Genomic DNA, 15,010 nt, shown 5'->3' on the forward strand with positions numbered 1-15,010 from the left:
ATGCCCGGATGTCCTTGAGCTGCGCCGACTGCATCCCGTACTTGATGCTGGTCTTCGATACATGCCTGTAGGCATCGCGGCGTTCCTGCAACGCTTCGTTGTAGAGCGAGCAGTGATCGGCCAGCATCTCGCCGAGCGCGATCCGCTGGCCCGTGGTAGGCCGCATGAGGAACTTGTACGCACGGATCATCCAACCCACCCCCCCATCGGCCAGTCCGGTCAACATAGCTGGCGCCACTGACAACGCAGAGCACCCCGGCGCTCCGCGCCTCCGGGCCAAGGATCGCATTCCCGCCCGGCCTCAAGGCCGGGGATTCCCTGCGAAGATTAGGGATGGCTGGGGGTCAGCAGTTGCACGCTGGGACCGATCTGCACATCGGCGCCGATCGTGATGGGCGCGGCATCGAGGAAGACCGCTCCGAAGTTGATGAACGTGCGCGGTCCGATGGTGATGAACGAACCGTAGTCGCAGTGGAACGGTGCCCGGATGGCGACCCCCTCGCCCACCGAGCCGAGCAGCCCCTCAAGGATCTTTCGCCGCGCGGCGGGAGTTGCCCGCGCCGCGGCGTTGAACGCCTCGCAGAGTTCGATACGCCGCTCGGTGTCCGCCCTCAGTTCCGGGTCGTCCGCGATGTACCAGTCGCCGGCCAGCATCCGCTGCTTGTTCTCCGCCATGACCCTCCCCGCATGCTCCTCGTCCGTCTCCGTCATCCGCGTCTGCCCACTCGTTCAACGTTCTTCGCCCGAGCTTCGTTCCTCGCCTCCCCCGCGCAGAGCCTCGCGCCTCCGCAGGCCAAGCCGGTTGAGCAGTCCGGCTACTTGGACAGGAGCGGAATCGCGGACAGGAGGAGGGACGGGGACGGAGACAGGGACCGAGCAGTCCGGATCGGGTCGCCGGTCGTCCTCCGGATGAGGTGCCGGACGGGCCTCGCGCGCGCTGTCCAGTTCCAGGTCGAGATTGACCCTGCGCCAGAGGATCTCGTCCGGGTCGTCGGCGCGCATCAGCTGCGTCACGGTGTCGCGAGCGGCGACGGATCCGGGTGGCCCGAAGACCGGACCGGGCTGGACCTTCCTGAGGTACGCACGCTCGTACGGATCGTCGACAACTTCTGCCAGCTGCACCGGATCCAGCGCGCAGGCAAGCACCGCAGCCCGCGCCCAGGGATCCTCCGTGCGCCTCAGCAGGCGCTCGATCCGGTGCGAGCGCCAGTTGCGCGTCCGCCAGTCGCTTCCTGCGCCCAGACATGTCCGCATCCAGGCTGGGCTGTTCCCGGTCAGCAGCTGCGGCGCCCCGGCCGCGAACCCGAGGAGCTCCTGGGCCAGGTAGAGCCAGACAATCGCCCGGTACCGGTTGAGGTAGAACGCGACAGGCGTGATGCATCCGGCCCTGGCCAGCCTGGTAAAGCGGACCGGACTGATGCCGAGGAGCCGCGCGCCCTCCGCTGTCCCCACCGTCCGCACCCGTTCTCGCACTGCGTCCGGGAACCCGTCCCCCGACCGCAGCCGGTCGATCTCCTCCCGACTCACCCTGGGCCTGCCACCAGCCTCCGCCGCCGCGATCCGCACGATACCCAGGTGCACGGCGAGCTCGAATTCCCCGCGCTTCAGGTTCAGCTCCTGCGCCGCCCTCCCTGCAGCCACCGTCGCGCCGACTTCCGTCCGGTCGAATTCTGTCGGATCACTTTTCGACGGATCGACCTTCGTCGGATCGATGTCCGTCGGATCGATGTCCGTCGGATCGATGTCCGTCGGGTCGATGTCCGTCGAGGCGTTATGCGAACGCCGCGATCCTGCGCGCGACGCCGCGGCACGCGTCGCATCGGTCCTGGCCATGACCATCCTCCCCCGTATGACTGCGGTAACTCTCTGTGATCACCGTAGCCGAGGAGAGAGCCTTGCACCCGGCCTGTGGATAACTTCCAGGGGCCGGGCGTAAGGCGCAGTCAAGAGGGGGCCCGAACCGTCAGAGCCGGTTGGTTTCTCCGCCGGCGCGCTGACGCGCGGTGACCCCCAGGTGTTCTCCGACTTTGTTCACGAGCAGTGTCATCTCGTAGGCGACCTGACCGACGTCGGCCTCGGCCGCGGTCAGCACGCAGAGGCAGCTGCCTTCTCCCGCGGCAGTCACGAAGAGAAGCGCCTCGTCGAACTCCACCATCGTCTGCCTGGCTCTTCCTGCCCGGAAGTGTCGTCCCGAGCCTCGCGCGAGGCTGTGCAGCCCCGACGAGACCGCGGCGAGATGCTCCGCGTCCTCGCGTGCCAGGCCCGTGCTCGCCCCCGTCACCAGGCCGTCGTTCGACAACACCAGCGCGTGCCGTATGTGCTCGACCCGGCCGGTGAGATCGTCGAGGAGCCAGTCAAGCTCCCTGTCCAGCGCCATTTCCCCGCTCCTCCCCGCTCATACGTTCCCCGTGCCCCACGTTTACGCGTAAGCCTTGCGCACAGCGCACGTTGGGGCAACCGCCCCTCCGATTTGTGCTCGTCGCCCGGACAGGGGTCAGCCGACCGAGTCGAGGAGCCGGGCTGTGTGCATGCGGCCCGCATACTCCACCATGCGGATGAGAACTTCCTTGCCGGAGTCGCGGTCGCGTGCATCGCAGAGCACGACGGGCGTGCCCAGGTCCAGATCGAGCGCACGGGACACCTCACGCTCACCGTAGGCGCGGGCGCCCGCGAAACAGTTGACGGCGACGACGAAGGGGATCCGGCGGTGTTCGAAGTAGTCGACGGCTGGGAAGCAGTCCTCCAGCCGCCGGGTGTCCGCGAGGACAACCGCTCCGAGTGCCCCTTGAGAGAGCTCGTCCCAGAGGAACCAGAAGCGGTCCTGTCCCGGTGTGCCGAACAAATAGAGCGAGAGACCGGACCGGATGGTGATGCGTCCGAAGTCCATGGCAACGGTGGTGGTGGTCTTGTGATCGACTCCGCCGGTGTCGTCGACCGACTGTCCGGCCTCGCTGAGGAGTTCCTCCGTCCGCAGCGGCCGGATCTCACTCACCGCACCGACCAGAGTCGTCTTGCCGACCCCGAAGCCGCCGGCGACCAATATCTTCAATGCGAGCGCGTCGGTTTCCACGGCCTCTTGGTCCGTTCCCTCGACGGTCTCCCCAACCGTTCTGCCAGCGTGCTCGGAAGGCATCGATCACTTCTCTCACCCGTGAGCCTCAAGACGTAAAAACACAGTTCAGAGCCGTCTTGACGGGCTCGGTTCGGTATCTGTGGGCAGCGGTACGGTGGACAGCATGGCAAGCAGCCGTCGGTCCCGAGCAACGTGATCGGCTTTTGACCATAGTGGCCAAACAGAGATCGTTCGATGTCTGCACGAGGTCACTATTCGAGCCGAATTCGAACCATGTTCGAGCCGGAACCGATCCAGGGGGTTGGGCCTCGATCCTGGGGCCGACCACGACGGCCGCCTACACTGTCGCTTCGGGGCGCTGGAAACGGTCCGGCTGGACAGGAGAGCAAGAGTGTCGACAGGTGCCGGCGGCAACTTCGTGGATCCGCCCGCGGAGGTGCTGGCGGAGGCGGCCGCCGCCTTCGGTCTGCTGGCGACGCCCGCGCGCCTGCACATCGTATGGGCGCTGTCCCAGGGCGAGAGCGATGTGACCGGGCTGGCGGAGCGGGTGGGCGGGACGCTGCCCTCGGTCAGCCAGCATCTGACAAAGCTGAAACTCGCTGGTCTCGTACGCTCGCGGCGCGAAGGTCGCCGCCAGGTGTATCTGGTCGACGATCCTGATGTGGTGACGGTGGTACAGCTGATGGTCGGCCAGCTCGCCGCACGGGCCGGGCACGCTCCTGCGCAGCCGGTACGCCTGCGTGAGCTCGGTGCCTGAGAGCAGCGCCACCGCAGGGCCCGGCCGCGGCGATCTCGACGGTTGTGCCCCATCCGTCGCCGTACCGACAGCCAGCACGGTGGTCGGCCGGATCGCCTCCGCCGACGCGGCAGCGGTAGGGCCGGGCCGGGCCGAGTTGACGTCGTTGCAGGTGCTGCGTTCTCTGGACAGCGGACCGCGCGGACTGCTGGAGACGCAGGCCGAGGAACGGCTCGGGCGGCTCGGCGACAACACCCTTCCGGCCTGGCGTCCGGTCTCCTGGCCGCAGCGCTTCGTCCGCAGCCTGCGGGACCCGTTCACCTCGGTTCTGCTCTGTCTGGGTCTGGTCTCCGCCGCGGTCAGCGCGTGGGGCACCGCATCTGTGATTCTGGTGCTCGTGGTGGTCAGCTGTCTGCTGCGCTCCACGCAGGAGCACCGGGCCGACGGGGCGATGGCGGCGCTGCGGGAGCTGGTGGCGACGACCACGACCGTACTTCGCCGCACCGGTCCGGAGGCGGCGCCCTCGGCCCGTGAGCTGCCGGTCGCGGAGCTGGTGCCGGGCGATGTGATCAGGCTCGGCCCGGGAGATCTCGTGCCCGCTGATGTGCGGCTGCTCCGCGCGAGCGGGCTGACCGTGTATCAGTCCGCTCTCACCGGGGAGTCCTCACCGGTCGCGAAGCATCCCGTCGACGCACCGCGCCGGCCGGCTGCGCCCCCTGCCGGACCACGCACCGACACCGGAGCGGCCGGACCATTCGCCGAGCCCCAGTTGTGTTTTCAGGGCAGCAGTGTCGCGTCCGGCAGCGGTACGGCGGTCGTGGTCGCGACCGGCGGGAACACCCGGTTCGCCGCGGCGTACGAGAATTCCGCGCGCCGTCGCGGATCGAGCGCCTTCGACCGTTCGGTTCAGGGGATCTCCTGGACGTTGGTCCGGTTCATGCTGCTCACTCCCCCGCTGGTGCTGATGGCCAACGCAGCACTGCGCGGGCGCGGTCTGGAGACGCTGCCGTTCGCCGTGGCGGTGGCGGTCGGTCTGACCCCGGAGATGCTGCCGGTCATCGTCACGACGGCGCTGGCCAGGGGCGCTTCGCTGCTCGCCCGCACCGACGGGGTGATCGTCAAGCGGCTGCCCGCGTTGCACGATCTCGGTGCGATGGATGTGTTGTGCCTGGACAAGACGGGGACGCTGACCCAGGACCGGCCCGTCGTCGACCGGTCGGTGAACGGCGCGGGCCGGCCCGACGAGCAGGTGCTCCACTGGGCGGCGGTCAACGCCCTGTGGACGCTGCAGCTCGCTGAACTGCCGGCCTCCGACGCGCTCGACGAGGCGGTGCTGGAGGCCGCGGCGGAGTGCAGCGGACCGGACCCATGGTCGGCGTACGACGGTGTGACAGTCCTGCCGTTCGATCCGGTGCGCCGCCTCGCCACCGCGGTCGTCCGCCGTCCCGGAAGGCTCGGCGCCCACACTCTCGTCACCAAGGGAGCGGTGGAGGCGGTGCTCGAACGGTGCGCGCTGGACGACAGCGAGCGGGACCGTCTGGGCGCCCTGGCCGCGCGTGAGGCCGCGAGCGGTCTGCGGCTGCTCGCCGTGGCCCTGACCGAGCGAACCGGCGGACTCGGCACGTACACACCGGCCGACGAGCGGGGGCTGACCTTCCTCGGCTTCGTCGCCCTGCGGGACGCTCTCGCGCCGACCGCTGCCGAAGCGCTGGATGTACTGGAGCATCGCGGTGTCGCCGTGAAGGTCCTCACCGGCGACCATCCGGGGACTGCCGCCCGTGCCTGCCGCGATCTGGGCCTCGACCCGGGCGAGGTGGTGTCCGCGGACCGGATCGACGTACTGTCCGAGGCCGAGCTCGCGGCGCTCGCCGACCGGGTCGCTGTGTTCGCCCGCTGTACGCCGGAGCACAAGGCCCGGATCGTCTCGGCGTTGCGTACCACCGGACGGACCACGGGCTTCCTCGGCGACGGGGTGAACGATCTGCCCGCGCTGCACGCCGCCGATGTCGGGATCTGTCCGCGCAACGCGGTCGACGTGGCGCGGGAGACCGCCGATGTGGTGCTCGCCGAGAAGGACCTCACCGCCATCGCCGATGCGATCACCGCGGGCCGCCGCAGCGGCGGCAACATCGCCGCACATCTACGGATCACACTGTCGTCGAACCTCGGCAATGTCATCGCCATGCTCGCCGCAGGTCTCCTGCTGCCGTTCCTGCCGATGCTCCCGGCGCAGGTCCTGGTGCAGAACCTGTGCTTCGACGTTGCGCAGCTCGCGTTCGCCTTCGACCGTCCCGCGGCCGATGTGCTGCGGCGGCCCACGGTGCTGCGCCCGCGCGACTTCCTGCGCTTCATCAGCGGATTCGGTCTGCTGAACGCGACCGCCGACCTGGCCACATTCGCGGTCCTCGCCCTTGCCCTGCGCGTATCTGCGACGTCCGGTGGCCAGGCGGCGTTCCACTCCGGGTGGTTCACCGAGAATCTGCTCACGCAGGCTCTGGTGATGGTGCTGCTCCGTACCGGCCTGCGTACCGCCGAAGGCAACGGGGGCGACCCGCTGCGAGTGGCCGCGGCCGGTCTTGCGCTGGTCGGCATCCTGCTGCCGCGGACTCCGCTCGGGCCGCTGCTGGGGATGAGCGCGCTGCCGCCCCTCTATTACCTGTTGCTCGCCACGGTGCTCACTCTCTACGCCTTTGGGCTGAGGACGGCCCGTAACCGCTACCAGCGCACCCGGAGATACTGATGCCTCAGCCGCACGTCCGCGTACGCCGCGCCACTCCCGACGATGTACCCGCCCTGGTGCGGATGCGCGCCCTGACGCTCTCGGACATGGGGATGGAGACCGATGACGCCGATGCTCCGTGGCGGGCGGCCTCGGCTCAGTAGTTCGCAGAGCGGCTCCGGACGGGAGCCTGATCGCGCCCGGTCAGCCGTACGAGAGGTCCTTGCACAGGTCTTCGTCGGCCGACCGCGCCCCGTCGCCGATGGTGGAAGGAACTGCGCTGGGTGTCGGCGTGGCCTCAGCAGCGGGCGACGGATTCTCTGCGTACGAGGTCCCGAGGATCACCTGGATGCCCGCGGTGCCGGACGCCATGGTCCGTGACCCGGCGAAGAGGCGCGCGGTGGTCTCCGCTTCGGCCTGCAGACCCGGCCCGTACTGGATGACGGTCGACATGCGGTCCTGGTTGCTCGCGGTGGCTGTGCCGGTGACGGTGAAGCCGTGGGCGCGCAGGAGTTCGGCGGCGCGGGCCGCAAGGCCGTTGACCGTGGTGCCGTTGTAGACGGCGAGGCTGATGCCCGTACCGGAGACGGGGGCAGGGGTGGCGGGCGGCGGCGATGCGTCGTCCGGCCTCTTGGCGCTGCGGCCGCCCTTGCCCTGACCGCTGGCGTCCTGACCGTCGATCGTCCGGTCGGCCTTGAGCGCCGCCCAGAGAGCGTGGGCCTCCGGTTCGACGATCGCGACGCGGGCGCCCTCGTAACGCCACGGGACGGTGACGAACCGGGTGTTGCGCAGATCGATGTTCTTCATCGACATGACGAACTTCAGCAGCCGGTCGGCCGATCCGAGTCCGGGGTCCACGGTCATCGAGTCGGTCGCCGCGTCGGCGAGCGGCAGCAGGGTGGTCGGGTTCAGTCCCTGGGACTTGACCTTCTTGATGAGAGAGCCGATGAACGCCTGCTGCCTTTTGATCCGTCCGATGTCGGAGCCGTCGCCGATGCCGTGCCGGATCCGCACGTAGTCGAGTGCCCGCTGCCCGGAGACGGTCTGCGGCCCTTTGGCGAAGACCAGTGCGCCGCGCGTGGGCCGATTCGGGCTGAGATCCTGCTGGTAGATGTCCTGCGGCAGACAGACCGGGACTCCGCCGACGGCGGAGGTCAGTGCGGAGAAGCCGGAGAAGTCCACGACGACGGTGTGGTCGACGCGCAGGCCGGTGAGGTGTTCCACAGTGTTCTGGGTGCAGGCCGGGTTTCCCTCGGCAGTCTCACCCACCGAGAACGCCCCGTTGAACATGACGTGGTGCTGCGGTGCGGTCCACTCGCCGCTGGGTGTCCTGCACGCCGGGATGTCGACCATGGAGTCACGGGGGATGGACACGGCGACGGCGTGCCGGTGGTCGGCGTACACATGGAGCAGGAACGCGGTGTCGGAGCGCCCCACGGTGCCCTTGCCGCCGCCCAGCTTCCTGTTGGCGCCGGAGCGGGTGTCCGATCCGATGACAAGGACGTTCTGCCCGTTCGACGAGGCGGGTGGCCGGTCGCCCGAGATCCCGTCAGCGCCGAAGGTGTCGATCTGGCCGGTCAGTTTGAGGTAGCCCCAGCCGACCCCCGCGACCAGCAGGACGAGAAAGGACAGTCCGGCCATGGCGGTGCGCCCGAGCCGGCTGCCCCGTCCCCCGCCCGTCGCCACCTTGCGACTGCCTGTCATTGGTCACCTCGTCCGTTCGGTTCCGGCTTCCATGGAGGAAGACGTCCGACCCCGCCCCACGGTTGTACAGTTGCGCAACGTAGCAAGTATCGCTACGCGAATGGATCACCAGACCTACCCACAGTCGACCGGATCCACCAATTCCGGAAGTCCGGGAAGAAGGACGGAACCCAGATGCTGCGCAACGGCCTCGAGCCCTGGCACCTATTGATTGTCGCGGTTGTTCTGATCGTGCTGTTCGGATCGAAGAAATTGCCGGACACCGCCCGCGCCCTGGGCAAATCCCTGCGGATCCTGAAGAGTGAGGCGAAGGCGATGAAGGAGACCGACCCGCAGTGAGCCGGGGGTTCGGCACGGTACGGTACGTGCCGCGCCCGCCATTTCATGGCTTGCGCAATCAGGGAACCCTGGGTAAGGAACCGCCGTTGACGCGGTAACGGCGGATGAAGCGCCGATCAACGGATCACTGGACCAACGGAGGAAGATCATGGGTGTGACCCTGGCCAAGGGCGGCAACGTCTCCCTGTCGAAGGAGGCACCGGGGCTGACCGCGGTGACGGTCGGCCTGGGCTGGGACGTACGGACGACGACGGGCGCCGATCACGACTTGGATGCCAGTGCGCTGCTGTGCTCCGACGCCGGGAAGGTCCTCTCGGACCTGCACTTCGTCTTCTACAACAACCTCACCAGCCCGGACGGTTCGGTACAGCACACCGGTGACAACCTGACTGGCGAGGGCGAGGGCGACGACGAGTCCATCAACGTGGACCTGGCCGGCGTACCGCTGGACGTGGCAAAGATCGTCTTTCCGGTCTCCATCCATGAGGCACAGAGCCGTGGGCAGAGCTTCGGCCAGGTCCGCAACGCGTTCATCCGCGTGGTCAACCGGGCGAACGGCGTGGAGCTGGCCCGTTACGACCTGAGCGAGGACGCCTCCACGGAGACGGCCATGGTCTTTGGGGAGTTGTACCGGCATGGTATGGAGTGGAAGTTCCGCGCCGTGGGACAGGGGTATGCGTCGGGTCTGGCCGGTATCGCGTCCGACTACGGCGTCAATGTTTAGACCGAAGTCGCGCTCCTGAGCAGCGGTTTCAGAGTGCCCGTAGGCCGTTGATCACCTCCCGGAGGATCCTCTCGTCCGGCAGCTGCGCGGGCGGTACGGGGCGGCTGACCCGCACATGACCGGCTTCGAGCAGATCTCCGAGGAGCACACGGACGACGCCGACCGGGAGGTCGGCGTCGGCCGAGAGTTCCGCGACGGACCGGGTCTCGGAGCGGCACAGTGTGAGCAGCGCGCGGTGTTCGGGGCACAGCTGGGAATCCTCGGAGCTGTCCGGTGCCTGGTCGGCGGCGGAGACGAGTGCGATCAGGTCGAAGTGCACTCCGCCCGGGCCCGGTTCGGTCCGCCCGCCCGTCATGGCGTACGGGCGGACCAAGGGCCCTGCTTCGGCGTCGTACCACTGGCTGCCCGGCAGTTCGGGCGGATCCGGGAAGCTCTCGATGAATCCGGGGCCCTCATGGGTCATGTCCACTGCTGTCTCCGCCCTCTCAGACGGCCGGGGACGGGGACACGGAGAAGCGCGGCGGGGTACGCAGGTGCTCGCCGACCCGTGTGACGAGCCGGGCCATCTCGTAGGCGACCAGTCCGATATCGGCGAAGGCTGTGCTGAGTACGGCGAGGCAGGAACCCTCCCCGGCGGCTGCGACGAAGAGGAAGCCCTCGTCCATCTCGACCATCGTCTGGCGTACCTCCCCGGCCTGGAAGTGCCGTCCAGCGCCCTTCGCGAGGCTGTGGAAGCCGGAGGCGACCGCGGCCAGGTGCTCGGCGTCCTCGCGGCTGAGGGCACTGGAGGCTCCCACGGCCAAACCGTCGCCGGAGAGCACCACGGCGTGCCGGACTTCGCCGACCCGGGCCACCAGATCGTCCAGCAGCCAGTCGAGTTCGCCCGAGTGCCTGCGCGCCTCGGTCCGCTCGTTCGCGATCATGAGTGGTCTCCTTCGGTGCGGGGACGGAGTGCTGTGGTGGTTCGGTGGGGCGCCGCCGCGCCTGGGGCGGCGCCGCCGCCGCGTACCCAGCCGTTGCGGTAGGCGGTCATGCGGTCCCTGGCCTGTTCCGGGGTGCGCTCGGCCGGCCCGCCCATGCCGTTCCCGCCGTCGATTCCGGTCGGCTCGGGCCGGGGCTCCTCGCGCAGTTGCGGGACGAGGTTGGCCTGCCGGACCCGGCGGGGAAGTGAGCTGTCGCCCTCCCCCCTGGGCGCGTGGGTCTCCCGGGCTTCCCTGCTCGCGAGGGGTTCCAGGCTCTGGCGGGTTTCCGCGTTCTCCCGGATCCCTCGGGTTCCGCGCTCGGCCCCGGCCGGCTCATCGCTCCGGTCCTCGACCGCTCTGCGGGAGCGTGGGCGCAGCGCGGTGACTCCGGCGGTGGGACCCGTCTTCGGCTCCAGCGCAGGCACCGGAACCGGCGCGGGGAACGCGATCCCCGCCTGCGAACGCGCCGCATGGGGGCCCGGACCGGTTCCGAACGCCACGCCGTCGCTTTCCTGCTGACGCTCGACCGATGCCTTCTTCGCTACAGCCTCTTCCCCGCCCGCCGGAAGCGCGTCCTGCAGCAGTGCGGTGGGCAGCAGGACCACCGCCGTCGTTCCGCCGTACGGCGACGTGCGCAGCTTGACCTTGATGTGGTGCCGGACCGAGAGCCTGCTCACCACGAAGAGGCCGAGCCGGTCGCTGTCGAAAAGGTCGAGTGCCTCCGCCTGCTCGATGCGCCGGTTGGCCTCGCCGAGGAGTTCGTTGCCCATGCCGAGTCCGCGGTCCTCGATCTCCAGGGCGTAGCCGTTGCCGACGGGTTCGCCGGTGATCCGGACCTTGGTGTGCGGTGGCGAGAACTGCGCCGCGTTCTCCACGAGTTCCGCGAGGAGGTGGGTGAGGTCGGCGACCGCCGTGCCCTTGACCGCGGCATCCGGTAGTTGCCGCACCTCCACCCGGGCGTAGTGCTCGATCTCGGAGACGGCCGCGCGTACGACATTCGTCAGCGGTACGGGCATCCGCCAGGCGCGCCCGGGGGCCGCACCGGACAGGATGATCAGACTCTCCGCGTGCCGCCGCATCCGGGTAGTGAGGTGATCGAGGCGGAACAGGTCGCTGAGTTCGCCGGGATCGTCCGCGCGGCGCTCCATGCTGTCGAGGAGGTTGAGCTGGCGATGGACCAGCACCTGGCTGCGGCGGGCGAGGTTGACGAAGACCCCGGAGATGCCGTCGGCGAGTTCGGCGCGTTCGACGGCGGCGCTGAGAGCGGCCCGGTGCACGGTGCCGAGGGCCTCGCCGACCTGGCCGATCTCGTCGTGCGAGGCCGGGCCGGGAGGTGCCTCGGCCTGGATGTCGAGTTCCTCGCCCGCCCTGAGCCGCTGCATCGCACGGGGCAGTTCGCGGCGGGCGATCTCCAGGGCGCTGTTGCGCAGGCTGACGAGTTCGACGACGAGCTCACGACCGATGCGCACAGAGATCACCAGCGAGGCCGCGACGGCGACGCAGCCGAAGAGGACGGCCGCTCCGGACGGGCTGAACAGTCCGCGGGTGAGCGGGTCGGCGCGTTCCGCAGCACGTTCTGCGGCTTCGGTACCGATGATGCGCGATTGGCTCCGTACGCTCGCCGCGGCCGGATCCCAGTCGGCGGCGGGCACCGCCTGGGCGGCTTCCCGACCGGGTCGCGCGGTGAGCACCGCGTCCTCGGCATCCTCGATCCGATGGTAGGCGGACAGGGCCGTGACCTTCTGCCAGGCGGTGCGTTCGGTGGCCGGGAGATCGGCGCCCGCGGTCTCGGTGAGGTTTCTGCGGGTCTCCACCGCCCCGGTGAACTGGACCAGTTGGCGGCCGTCGAGGCGCTGGGTAAGGGCGGCCGCGGCGAGCAGTGCGTCCTCGCGGGCCAGCATCTCGTCGACGCGGGCCAGTTCGAGGAGCACGCGGGCGGCGGACCCGAGCGCATCGTCCTGGATTCCGGTGAGGGCACCAAAGACGCCGAAACTCGCGGTGACTGCCTGGGTGTACCGGTCGTACACGGCGCTCTCGTCCTGCTCCTGGCTTCCCGTGCCCCCCGCCGCGCGCAGTTCGTGCGTACGGTCGAGGAACCGGTCGAGCCGGTCGGCGACGCCGGCCGGGAGGCGGCCGGTATCCGCGATGGTGTGGTCCTTGTCCAGTCGCAGTGCGGCGAGCGCGGTGTCGGTGCGTTTGGTCTGCTGTTCCAGTGCGGCGGCGTGGGCGCTGCCGGGGTCGGCGGTCTGGATCAGGGCGGCTCTGCGTTCGGCCTGGAGAGCGGTGACAGCGGTGGATATCGGCGCCCGCACTTCTTCGTCCGCGAGTTTCAGCTGCCGCAGCCGTGCCACGTCCTGGGCCGTGTTGACCGTGGCGAAGCCCCAGAGAGCGAGCAGCGAGACGACGGGCACCACCAGCAGCGAGATGATCTTCGCGCGTACGGTCCTGGGGCGCAGGGTCCGGCGTCCACGTGGTCCGGACGTCTGCTGCGTCAGCAGCAGACGTGCGTCGCGTTCGGCGCTCTCGTCGGCCGGCGGTCCCGCGTGCGCGCGGCGTCCGCGCGCCGTGGGCGCGGAACCGGGCCGGGCGGCAGTCGTCGTGCCGGAGTCCGGGGTTGTGCGGGGTAGGCGCATGGCCTCCTCGTTCCGGGTGTGGAGCTGGGCAGGGGCGGAATGGGGACTGTGCTGTGCCGTCAGGGCCTCGCGGACGGAGAGAGGTCGTGGCCGCGGGAGCCGCGCCGGGGGCGGAAATCACGTCCGTGCTGCGCGAGGCGCGTCGAGGCCGCGTCTGCGGCCGGTTCCATGGTGCGCTCGGCGGAGACATAGGCGGCGCGCTCTCGGGCCGTCGGCGACAGGGCGACGAACGCCGAGGTCAGGAAGAGGTACGAGCCGAGGCCGACGGCGAGGGGAAAGATGAACTGCATCGTCGTGGCCCCGGGGGGTGCACTGCCGGAGGGGGTGACGCTGACACCGACGGCCATCATTCCGGTGTAGTGCATGCTGCTGACCGCCGCACCCATGACGAGCGAGGCCAGTGCGACCGCGCGCGATGACTTGATGTTGAGGGCTGCCCACAGAGCCGCCGTCGCGGCGACGACGGCAATGGCCACGGAAAGGACGACCCGCAGGGGGTCGTAGTGGAGCGTGCCGTGCAGCCGCAGCGCCGCCATGCCGAGGTAGTGCATGCTGGCCACGCCGAGCCCGGTACCGAACCCTCCGACGGCCAGCGCCCGGGTCCGGTCGCGGCTGTAACCGACGGCGAAGACGCCGCAGCCGACCACCAGCATGGCGCCGAGCAGACTGAGCAAGGTCAGCGGCACGTTGTAGCGGATCTCGGTGCCGGTCACGCCGAAGCCGAGCATCGCGACAAAATGCATCGTCCAGATGCCGGTTCCGAGGGCGGAGGCAGCCGTGATCAGCCAGTTGCGGCGCGAACGGCCGTTCGTGTCCAGTGCGCGCACGGTGCAGCTCAGTCCGAGCGCCGCGCCGATCGCTGCCATCGCGTACGACAGTGCAGGTGTCAGCCAGCCGAAGGTGGCGTGGTCCAGGTGTCCCATGGACCGGGGACGCTAGTCGCCATGGCCACGCACGTTCGGGGCGCATTTCGAAAGCTGCCGGAATATGACAGAGAGCTGATCCGGAACGATCAGGCCGTGCTCGAACATGCACGCTACTTCCGTCCCGTTCACTCCGTTTCACTCCGGTTGCTGGTGCGCGATCATGTCCCTGTGACTCCTCCACCCCCTGAAGGGGGTGGCTTCTCGCTATGCCGGTTGGGCTTCGCGACGGGCCAGCCCGGCCCGTAGAACGTTCAGGGCGCCCACTGTGTCGGCGTGCGCGGTGTGGCCGCACACGGTGCAGTGGAACTTCTCCTGGGTGGGCCGGTTCTCCTTGGCGGTGTGGCCGCATGCGGGGCACCGCCGGGAGGTGTTGCGGGGGTCCACGGCCATCACTTCCCGTCCGGCGCTTTCAGCCTTGGCGGTCAAGATCGTCAGGAACACCCCCCAACCGGCATCATTGATCGAACGGTTCAGCCCGGCTTTGCCCGCGGCCCCGTTGGGCAGGAAGCTGCCCGGCCGATCAGGGTCGGGCTTCGGTGCGGGGGCCCGGCTCATGTTGCGGATCCTGAGGTCTTCGTGCGCGATGAAGTCATGTTCGCGTACCAGGTCGAGCCCGGTCTTGTGCGCGTGGTCAAGGCGCTGGCGGCGGACCTTGCGGTGGAGTCGGGCAACATTCTCCACGGCCCTGCGGCGGCGCTTGCTGCCGCGCTTGCACCGGCTGAGCGCCTGCTGCGCGGCTTCAAGCTTCGCGGCGGCCTTGCGGCCGTGACGCGGGCTGGGCACGAACTGACCATGTGAATCGGCGAGGAAGTTGGCTATGCCCAGGTCGATACCGACCACACTGCCGGTTGCGGGCAGCGGCTCGGGTGCGGCCTGCTCGGCGGTCAGCACGACGAACCACTTACGGCCCTCACGCTTGACCGAGACGGTCTTGACCTTGCCGGCCACGGGCCGGTGCTGGTGGACCTTGACATGCCCGACGCCCTGGAAGCGGACGCGGGTCACGGGGTCGTGCGGGGTCGAGTCCCACCGGACCCCGTCCCCGTCCTTCGGGAACTCCACCGTGTCGAACCCACTCACCGAGCGAAAGCGCGGATAGCCGGGCGTCTGGCCGGACTTGATCCGGCGGAAGAACGCGGCGAACGCTTTGTCCAGCCGGCGCAGCGTCGCCTGCTGCGAGGAGAACGACCAGCG

At 69.3% G+C, this 15,010-nt stretch carries 15 protein-coding genes and 1 pseudogene; 5 read left to right on the forward strand and 11 right to left on the reverse strand.

What is annotated here, in order from left to right:
* The 5 genes and pseudogenes from AB0N06_RS34860 to AB0N06_RS34880 form a co-directional block, all read right to left on the reverse strand.
* On the reverse strand, positions 1-190 hold a 190-nt coding region (locus AB0N06_RS34860), incomplete at its 3' end, for a helix-turn-helix domain-containing protein (protein ID WP_366138710.1).
* 143 nt (positions 191-333) lie between these two features.
* Positions 334-675, reverse strand: a pseudogene (locus tag AB0N06_RS34865) (maltose acetyltransferase domain-containing protein); the annotation flags it as partial.
* A 54-nt stretch (positions 676-729) separates the two neighbouring features.
* On the reverse strand, positions 730-1,833 hold the full coding sequence (locus AB0N06_RS34870; protein ID WP_366138698.1) for a DUF6397 family protein: 1,104 nt from the start codon (positions 1,831-1,833) through the stop codon (positions 730-732).
* Positions 1,834-1,963: 130 nt separating this feature from the next.
* Positions 1,964-2,377 carry a roadblock/LC7 domain-containing protein gene (locus AB0N06_RS34875; RefSeq protein ID WP_366138699.1) on the reverse strand — a complete coding sequence of 138 codons (414 nt, stop codon included), beginning with the start codon at positions 2,375-2,377 and terminating at the stop codon, positions 1,964-1,966.
* 117 nt (positions 2,378-2,494) lie between these two features.
* Positions 2,495-3,133 carry an ATP/GTP-binding protein gene (locus AB0N06_RS34880; protein ID WP_366138700.1) on the reverse strand — a complete coding sequence of 213 codons (639 nt, stop codon included), beginning with the start codon at positions 3,131-3,133 and terminating at the stop codon, positions 2,495-2,497.
* A gap of 331 nt (positions 3,134-3,464) precedes the next feature.
* Between AB0N06_RS34880 and AB0N06_RS34885 the strand changes: the two genes are divergently transcribed.
* Genes AB0N06_RS34885 through AB0N06_RS34895 form a run of 3 tightly spaced genes read left to right on the forward strand, consistent with a single transcriptional unit; the run spans position 3,465 to position 6,692 of the window.
* Positions 3,465-3,830: a metalloregulator ArsR/SmtB family transcription factor gene (locus AB0N06_RS34885; RefSeq protein WP_366138701.1), complete on the forward strand. Its 366-nt coding sequence runs from the start codon at positions 3,465-3,467 to the stop codon at positions 3,828-3,830.
* Positions 3,814-6,549, forward strand: coding sequence for a magnesium-translocating P-type ATPase (gene mgtA, locus AB0N06_RS34890; RefSeq protein WP_366138702.1), 2,736 nt, complete (start codon positions 3,814-3,816; stop codon positions 6,547-6,549). The genes AB0N06_RS34885 and mgtA overlap by 17 nt, the downstream gene beginning before the upstream one ends.
* A complete protein-coding gene (locus tag AB0N06_RS34895; RefSeq protein ID WP_366138703.1) occupies positions 6,549-6,692 on the forward strand; it encodes a hypothetical protein in 144 nt (47 codons plus the stop codon). Before mgtA ends, AB0N06_RS34895 begins: the two co-directional genes overlap by 1 nt.
* A gap of 40 nt (positions 6,693-6,732) precedes the next feature.
* Here the strand turns inward: AB0N06_RS34895 and AB0N06_RS34900 are convergent, their stop codons facing one another.
* On the reverse strand, positions 6,733-8,169 hold the full coding sequence (locus tag AB0N06_RS34900) for an LCP family protein (protein ID WP_366138711.1): 1,437 nt from the start codon (positions 8,167-8,169) through the stop codon (positions 6,733-6,735).
* Positions 8,170-8,406: 237 nt separating this feature from the next.
* Here AB0N06_RS34900 and tatA point away from each other — a divergent pair, with 237 nt between their 5' ends.
* On the forward strand, positions 8,407-8,571 hold the full coding sequence (gene tatA / locus AB0N06_RS34905) for a Sec-independent protein translocase subunit TatA (RefSeq protein ID WP_327242400.1): 165 nt from the start codon (positions 8,407-8,409) through the stop codon (positions 8,569-8,571).
* A 148-nt stretch (positions 8,572-8,719) separates the two neighbouring features.
* Positions 8,720-9,295: a TerD family protein gene (locus tag AB0N06_RS34910; RefSeq protein WP_366138704.1), complete on the forward strand. Its 576-nt coding sequence runs from the start codon at positions 8,720-8,722 to the stop codon at positions 9,293-9,295.
* Between the two features lie 28 nt (positions 9,296-9,323).
* On the opposite strand, the gene AB0N06_RS34915 is transcribed toward AB0N06_RS34910, so the two are convergent.
* From AB0N06_RS34915 to AB0N06_RS34935, 5 genes are all read right to left on the reverse strand, one after another.
* Entirely contained in the window at positions 9,324-9,758 is a 435-nt protein-coding gene (locus AB0N06_RS34915; RefSeq protein WP_366138712.1) for a DUF742 domain-containing protein, read from the reverse strand.
* A gap of 22 nt (positions 9,759-9,780) precedes the next feature.
* Positions 9,781-10,218, reverse strand: coding sequence for a roadblock/LC7 domain-containing protein (locus tag AB0N06_RS34920; protein WP_366138705.1), 438 nt, complete (start codon positions 10,216-10,218; stop codon positions 9,781-9,783).
* Complete coding sequence (locus AB0N06_RS34925; protein ID WP_366138707.1) at positions 10,215-12,890, reverse strand: nitrate- and nitrite sensing domain-containing protein; 2,676 nt, start codon at positions 12,888-12,890, stop codon at positions 10,215-10,217. The genes AB0N06_RS34920 and AB0N06_RS34925 overlap by 4 nt, the downstream gene beginning before the upstream one ends.
* A 59-nt stretch (positions 12,891-12,949) precedes the next feature.
* Complete coding sequence (locus AB0N06_RS34930) at positions 12,950-13,813, reverse strand: MHYT domain-containing protein (protein ID WP_366138708.1); 864 nt, start codon at positions 13,811-13,813, stop codon at positions 12,950-12,952.
* A gap of 207 nt (positions 13,814-14,020) precedes the next feature.
* Positions 14,021-15,010: transposase (locus tag AB0N06_RS34935; RefSeq protein ID WP_366138709.1), on the reverse strand; the 990-nt coding region annotated here is incomplete at its 5' end.

It is taken from the genome of Streptomyces sp. NPDC051020 (assembly GCF_040683105.1).
In the GTDB taxonomy this organism is placed as follows: Bacteria; Actinomycetota; Actinomycetes; order Streptomycetales; family Streptomycetaceae; genus Streptomyces.

Coding starts and splice junctions, on each gene's coding strand:
- AB0N06_RS34870 (WP_366138698.1), bottom strand. CDS start 1,833: ATGGCCAGGACCGATGCGACGCGTGCCGCGGCGTCGCGCGCAGGATCG.
- AB0N06_RS34875 (WP_366138699.1), bottom strand. CDS start 2,377: ATGGCGCTGGACAGGGAGCTTGACTGGCTCCTCGACGATCTCACCGGC.
- AB0N06_RS34880 (WP_366138700.1), bottom strand. CDS start 3,133: ATGCCTTCCGAGCACGCTGGCAGAACGGTTGGGGAGACCGTCGAGGGA.
- AB0N06_RS34895 (WP_366138703.1), top strand. CDS start 6,549: ATGCCTCAGCCGCACGTCCGCGTACGCCGCGCCACTCCCGACGATGTA.
- AB0N06_RS34900 (WP_366138711.1), bottom strand. CDS start 8,169: ATGGCCGGACTGTCCTTTCTCGTCCTGCTGGTCGCGGGGGTCGGCTGG.
- tatA (WP_327242400.1), top strand. CDS start 8,407: ATGCTGCGCAACGGCCTCGAGCCCTGGCACCTATTGATTGTCGCGGTT.
- AB0N06_RS34910 (WP_366138704.1), top strand. CDS start 8,720: ATGGGTGTGACCCTGGCCAAGGGCGGCAACGTCTCCCTGTCGAAGGAG.
- AB0N06_RS34915 (WP_366138712.1), bottom strand. CDS start 9,758: ATGACCCATGAGGGCCCCGGATTCATCGAGAGCTTCCCGGATCCGCCC.
- AB0N06_RS34920 (WP_366138705.1), bottom strand. CDS start 10,218: ATGATCGCGAACGAGCGGACCGAGGCGCGCAGGCACTCGGGCGAACTC.
- AB0N06_RS34925 (WP_366138707.1), bottom strand. CDS start 12,890: ATGCGCCTACCCCGCACAACCCCGGACTCCGGCACGACGACTGCCGCC.
- AB0N06_RS34930 (WP_366138708.1), bottom strand. CDS start 13,813: ATGGGACACCTGGACCACGCCACCTTCGGCTGGCTGACACCTGCACTG.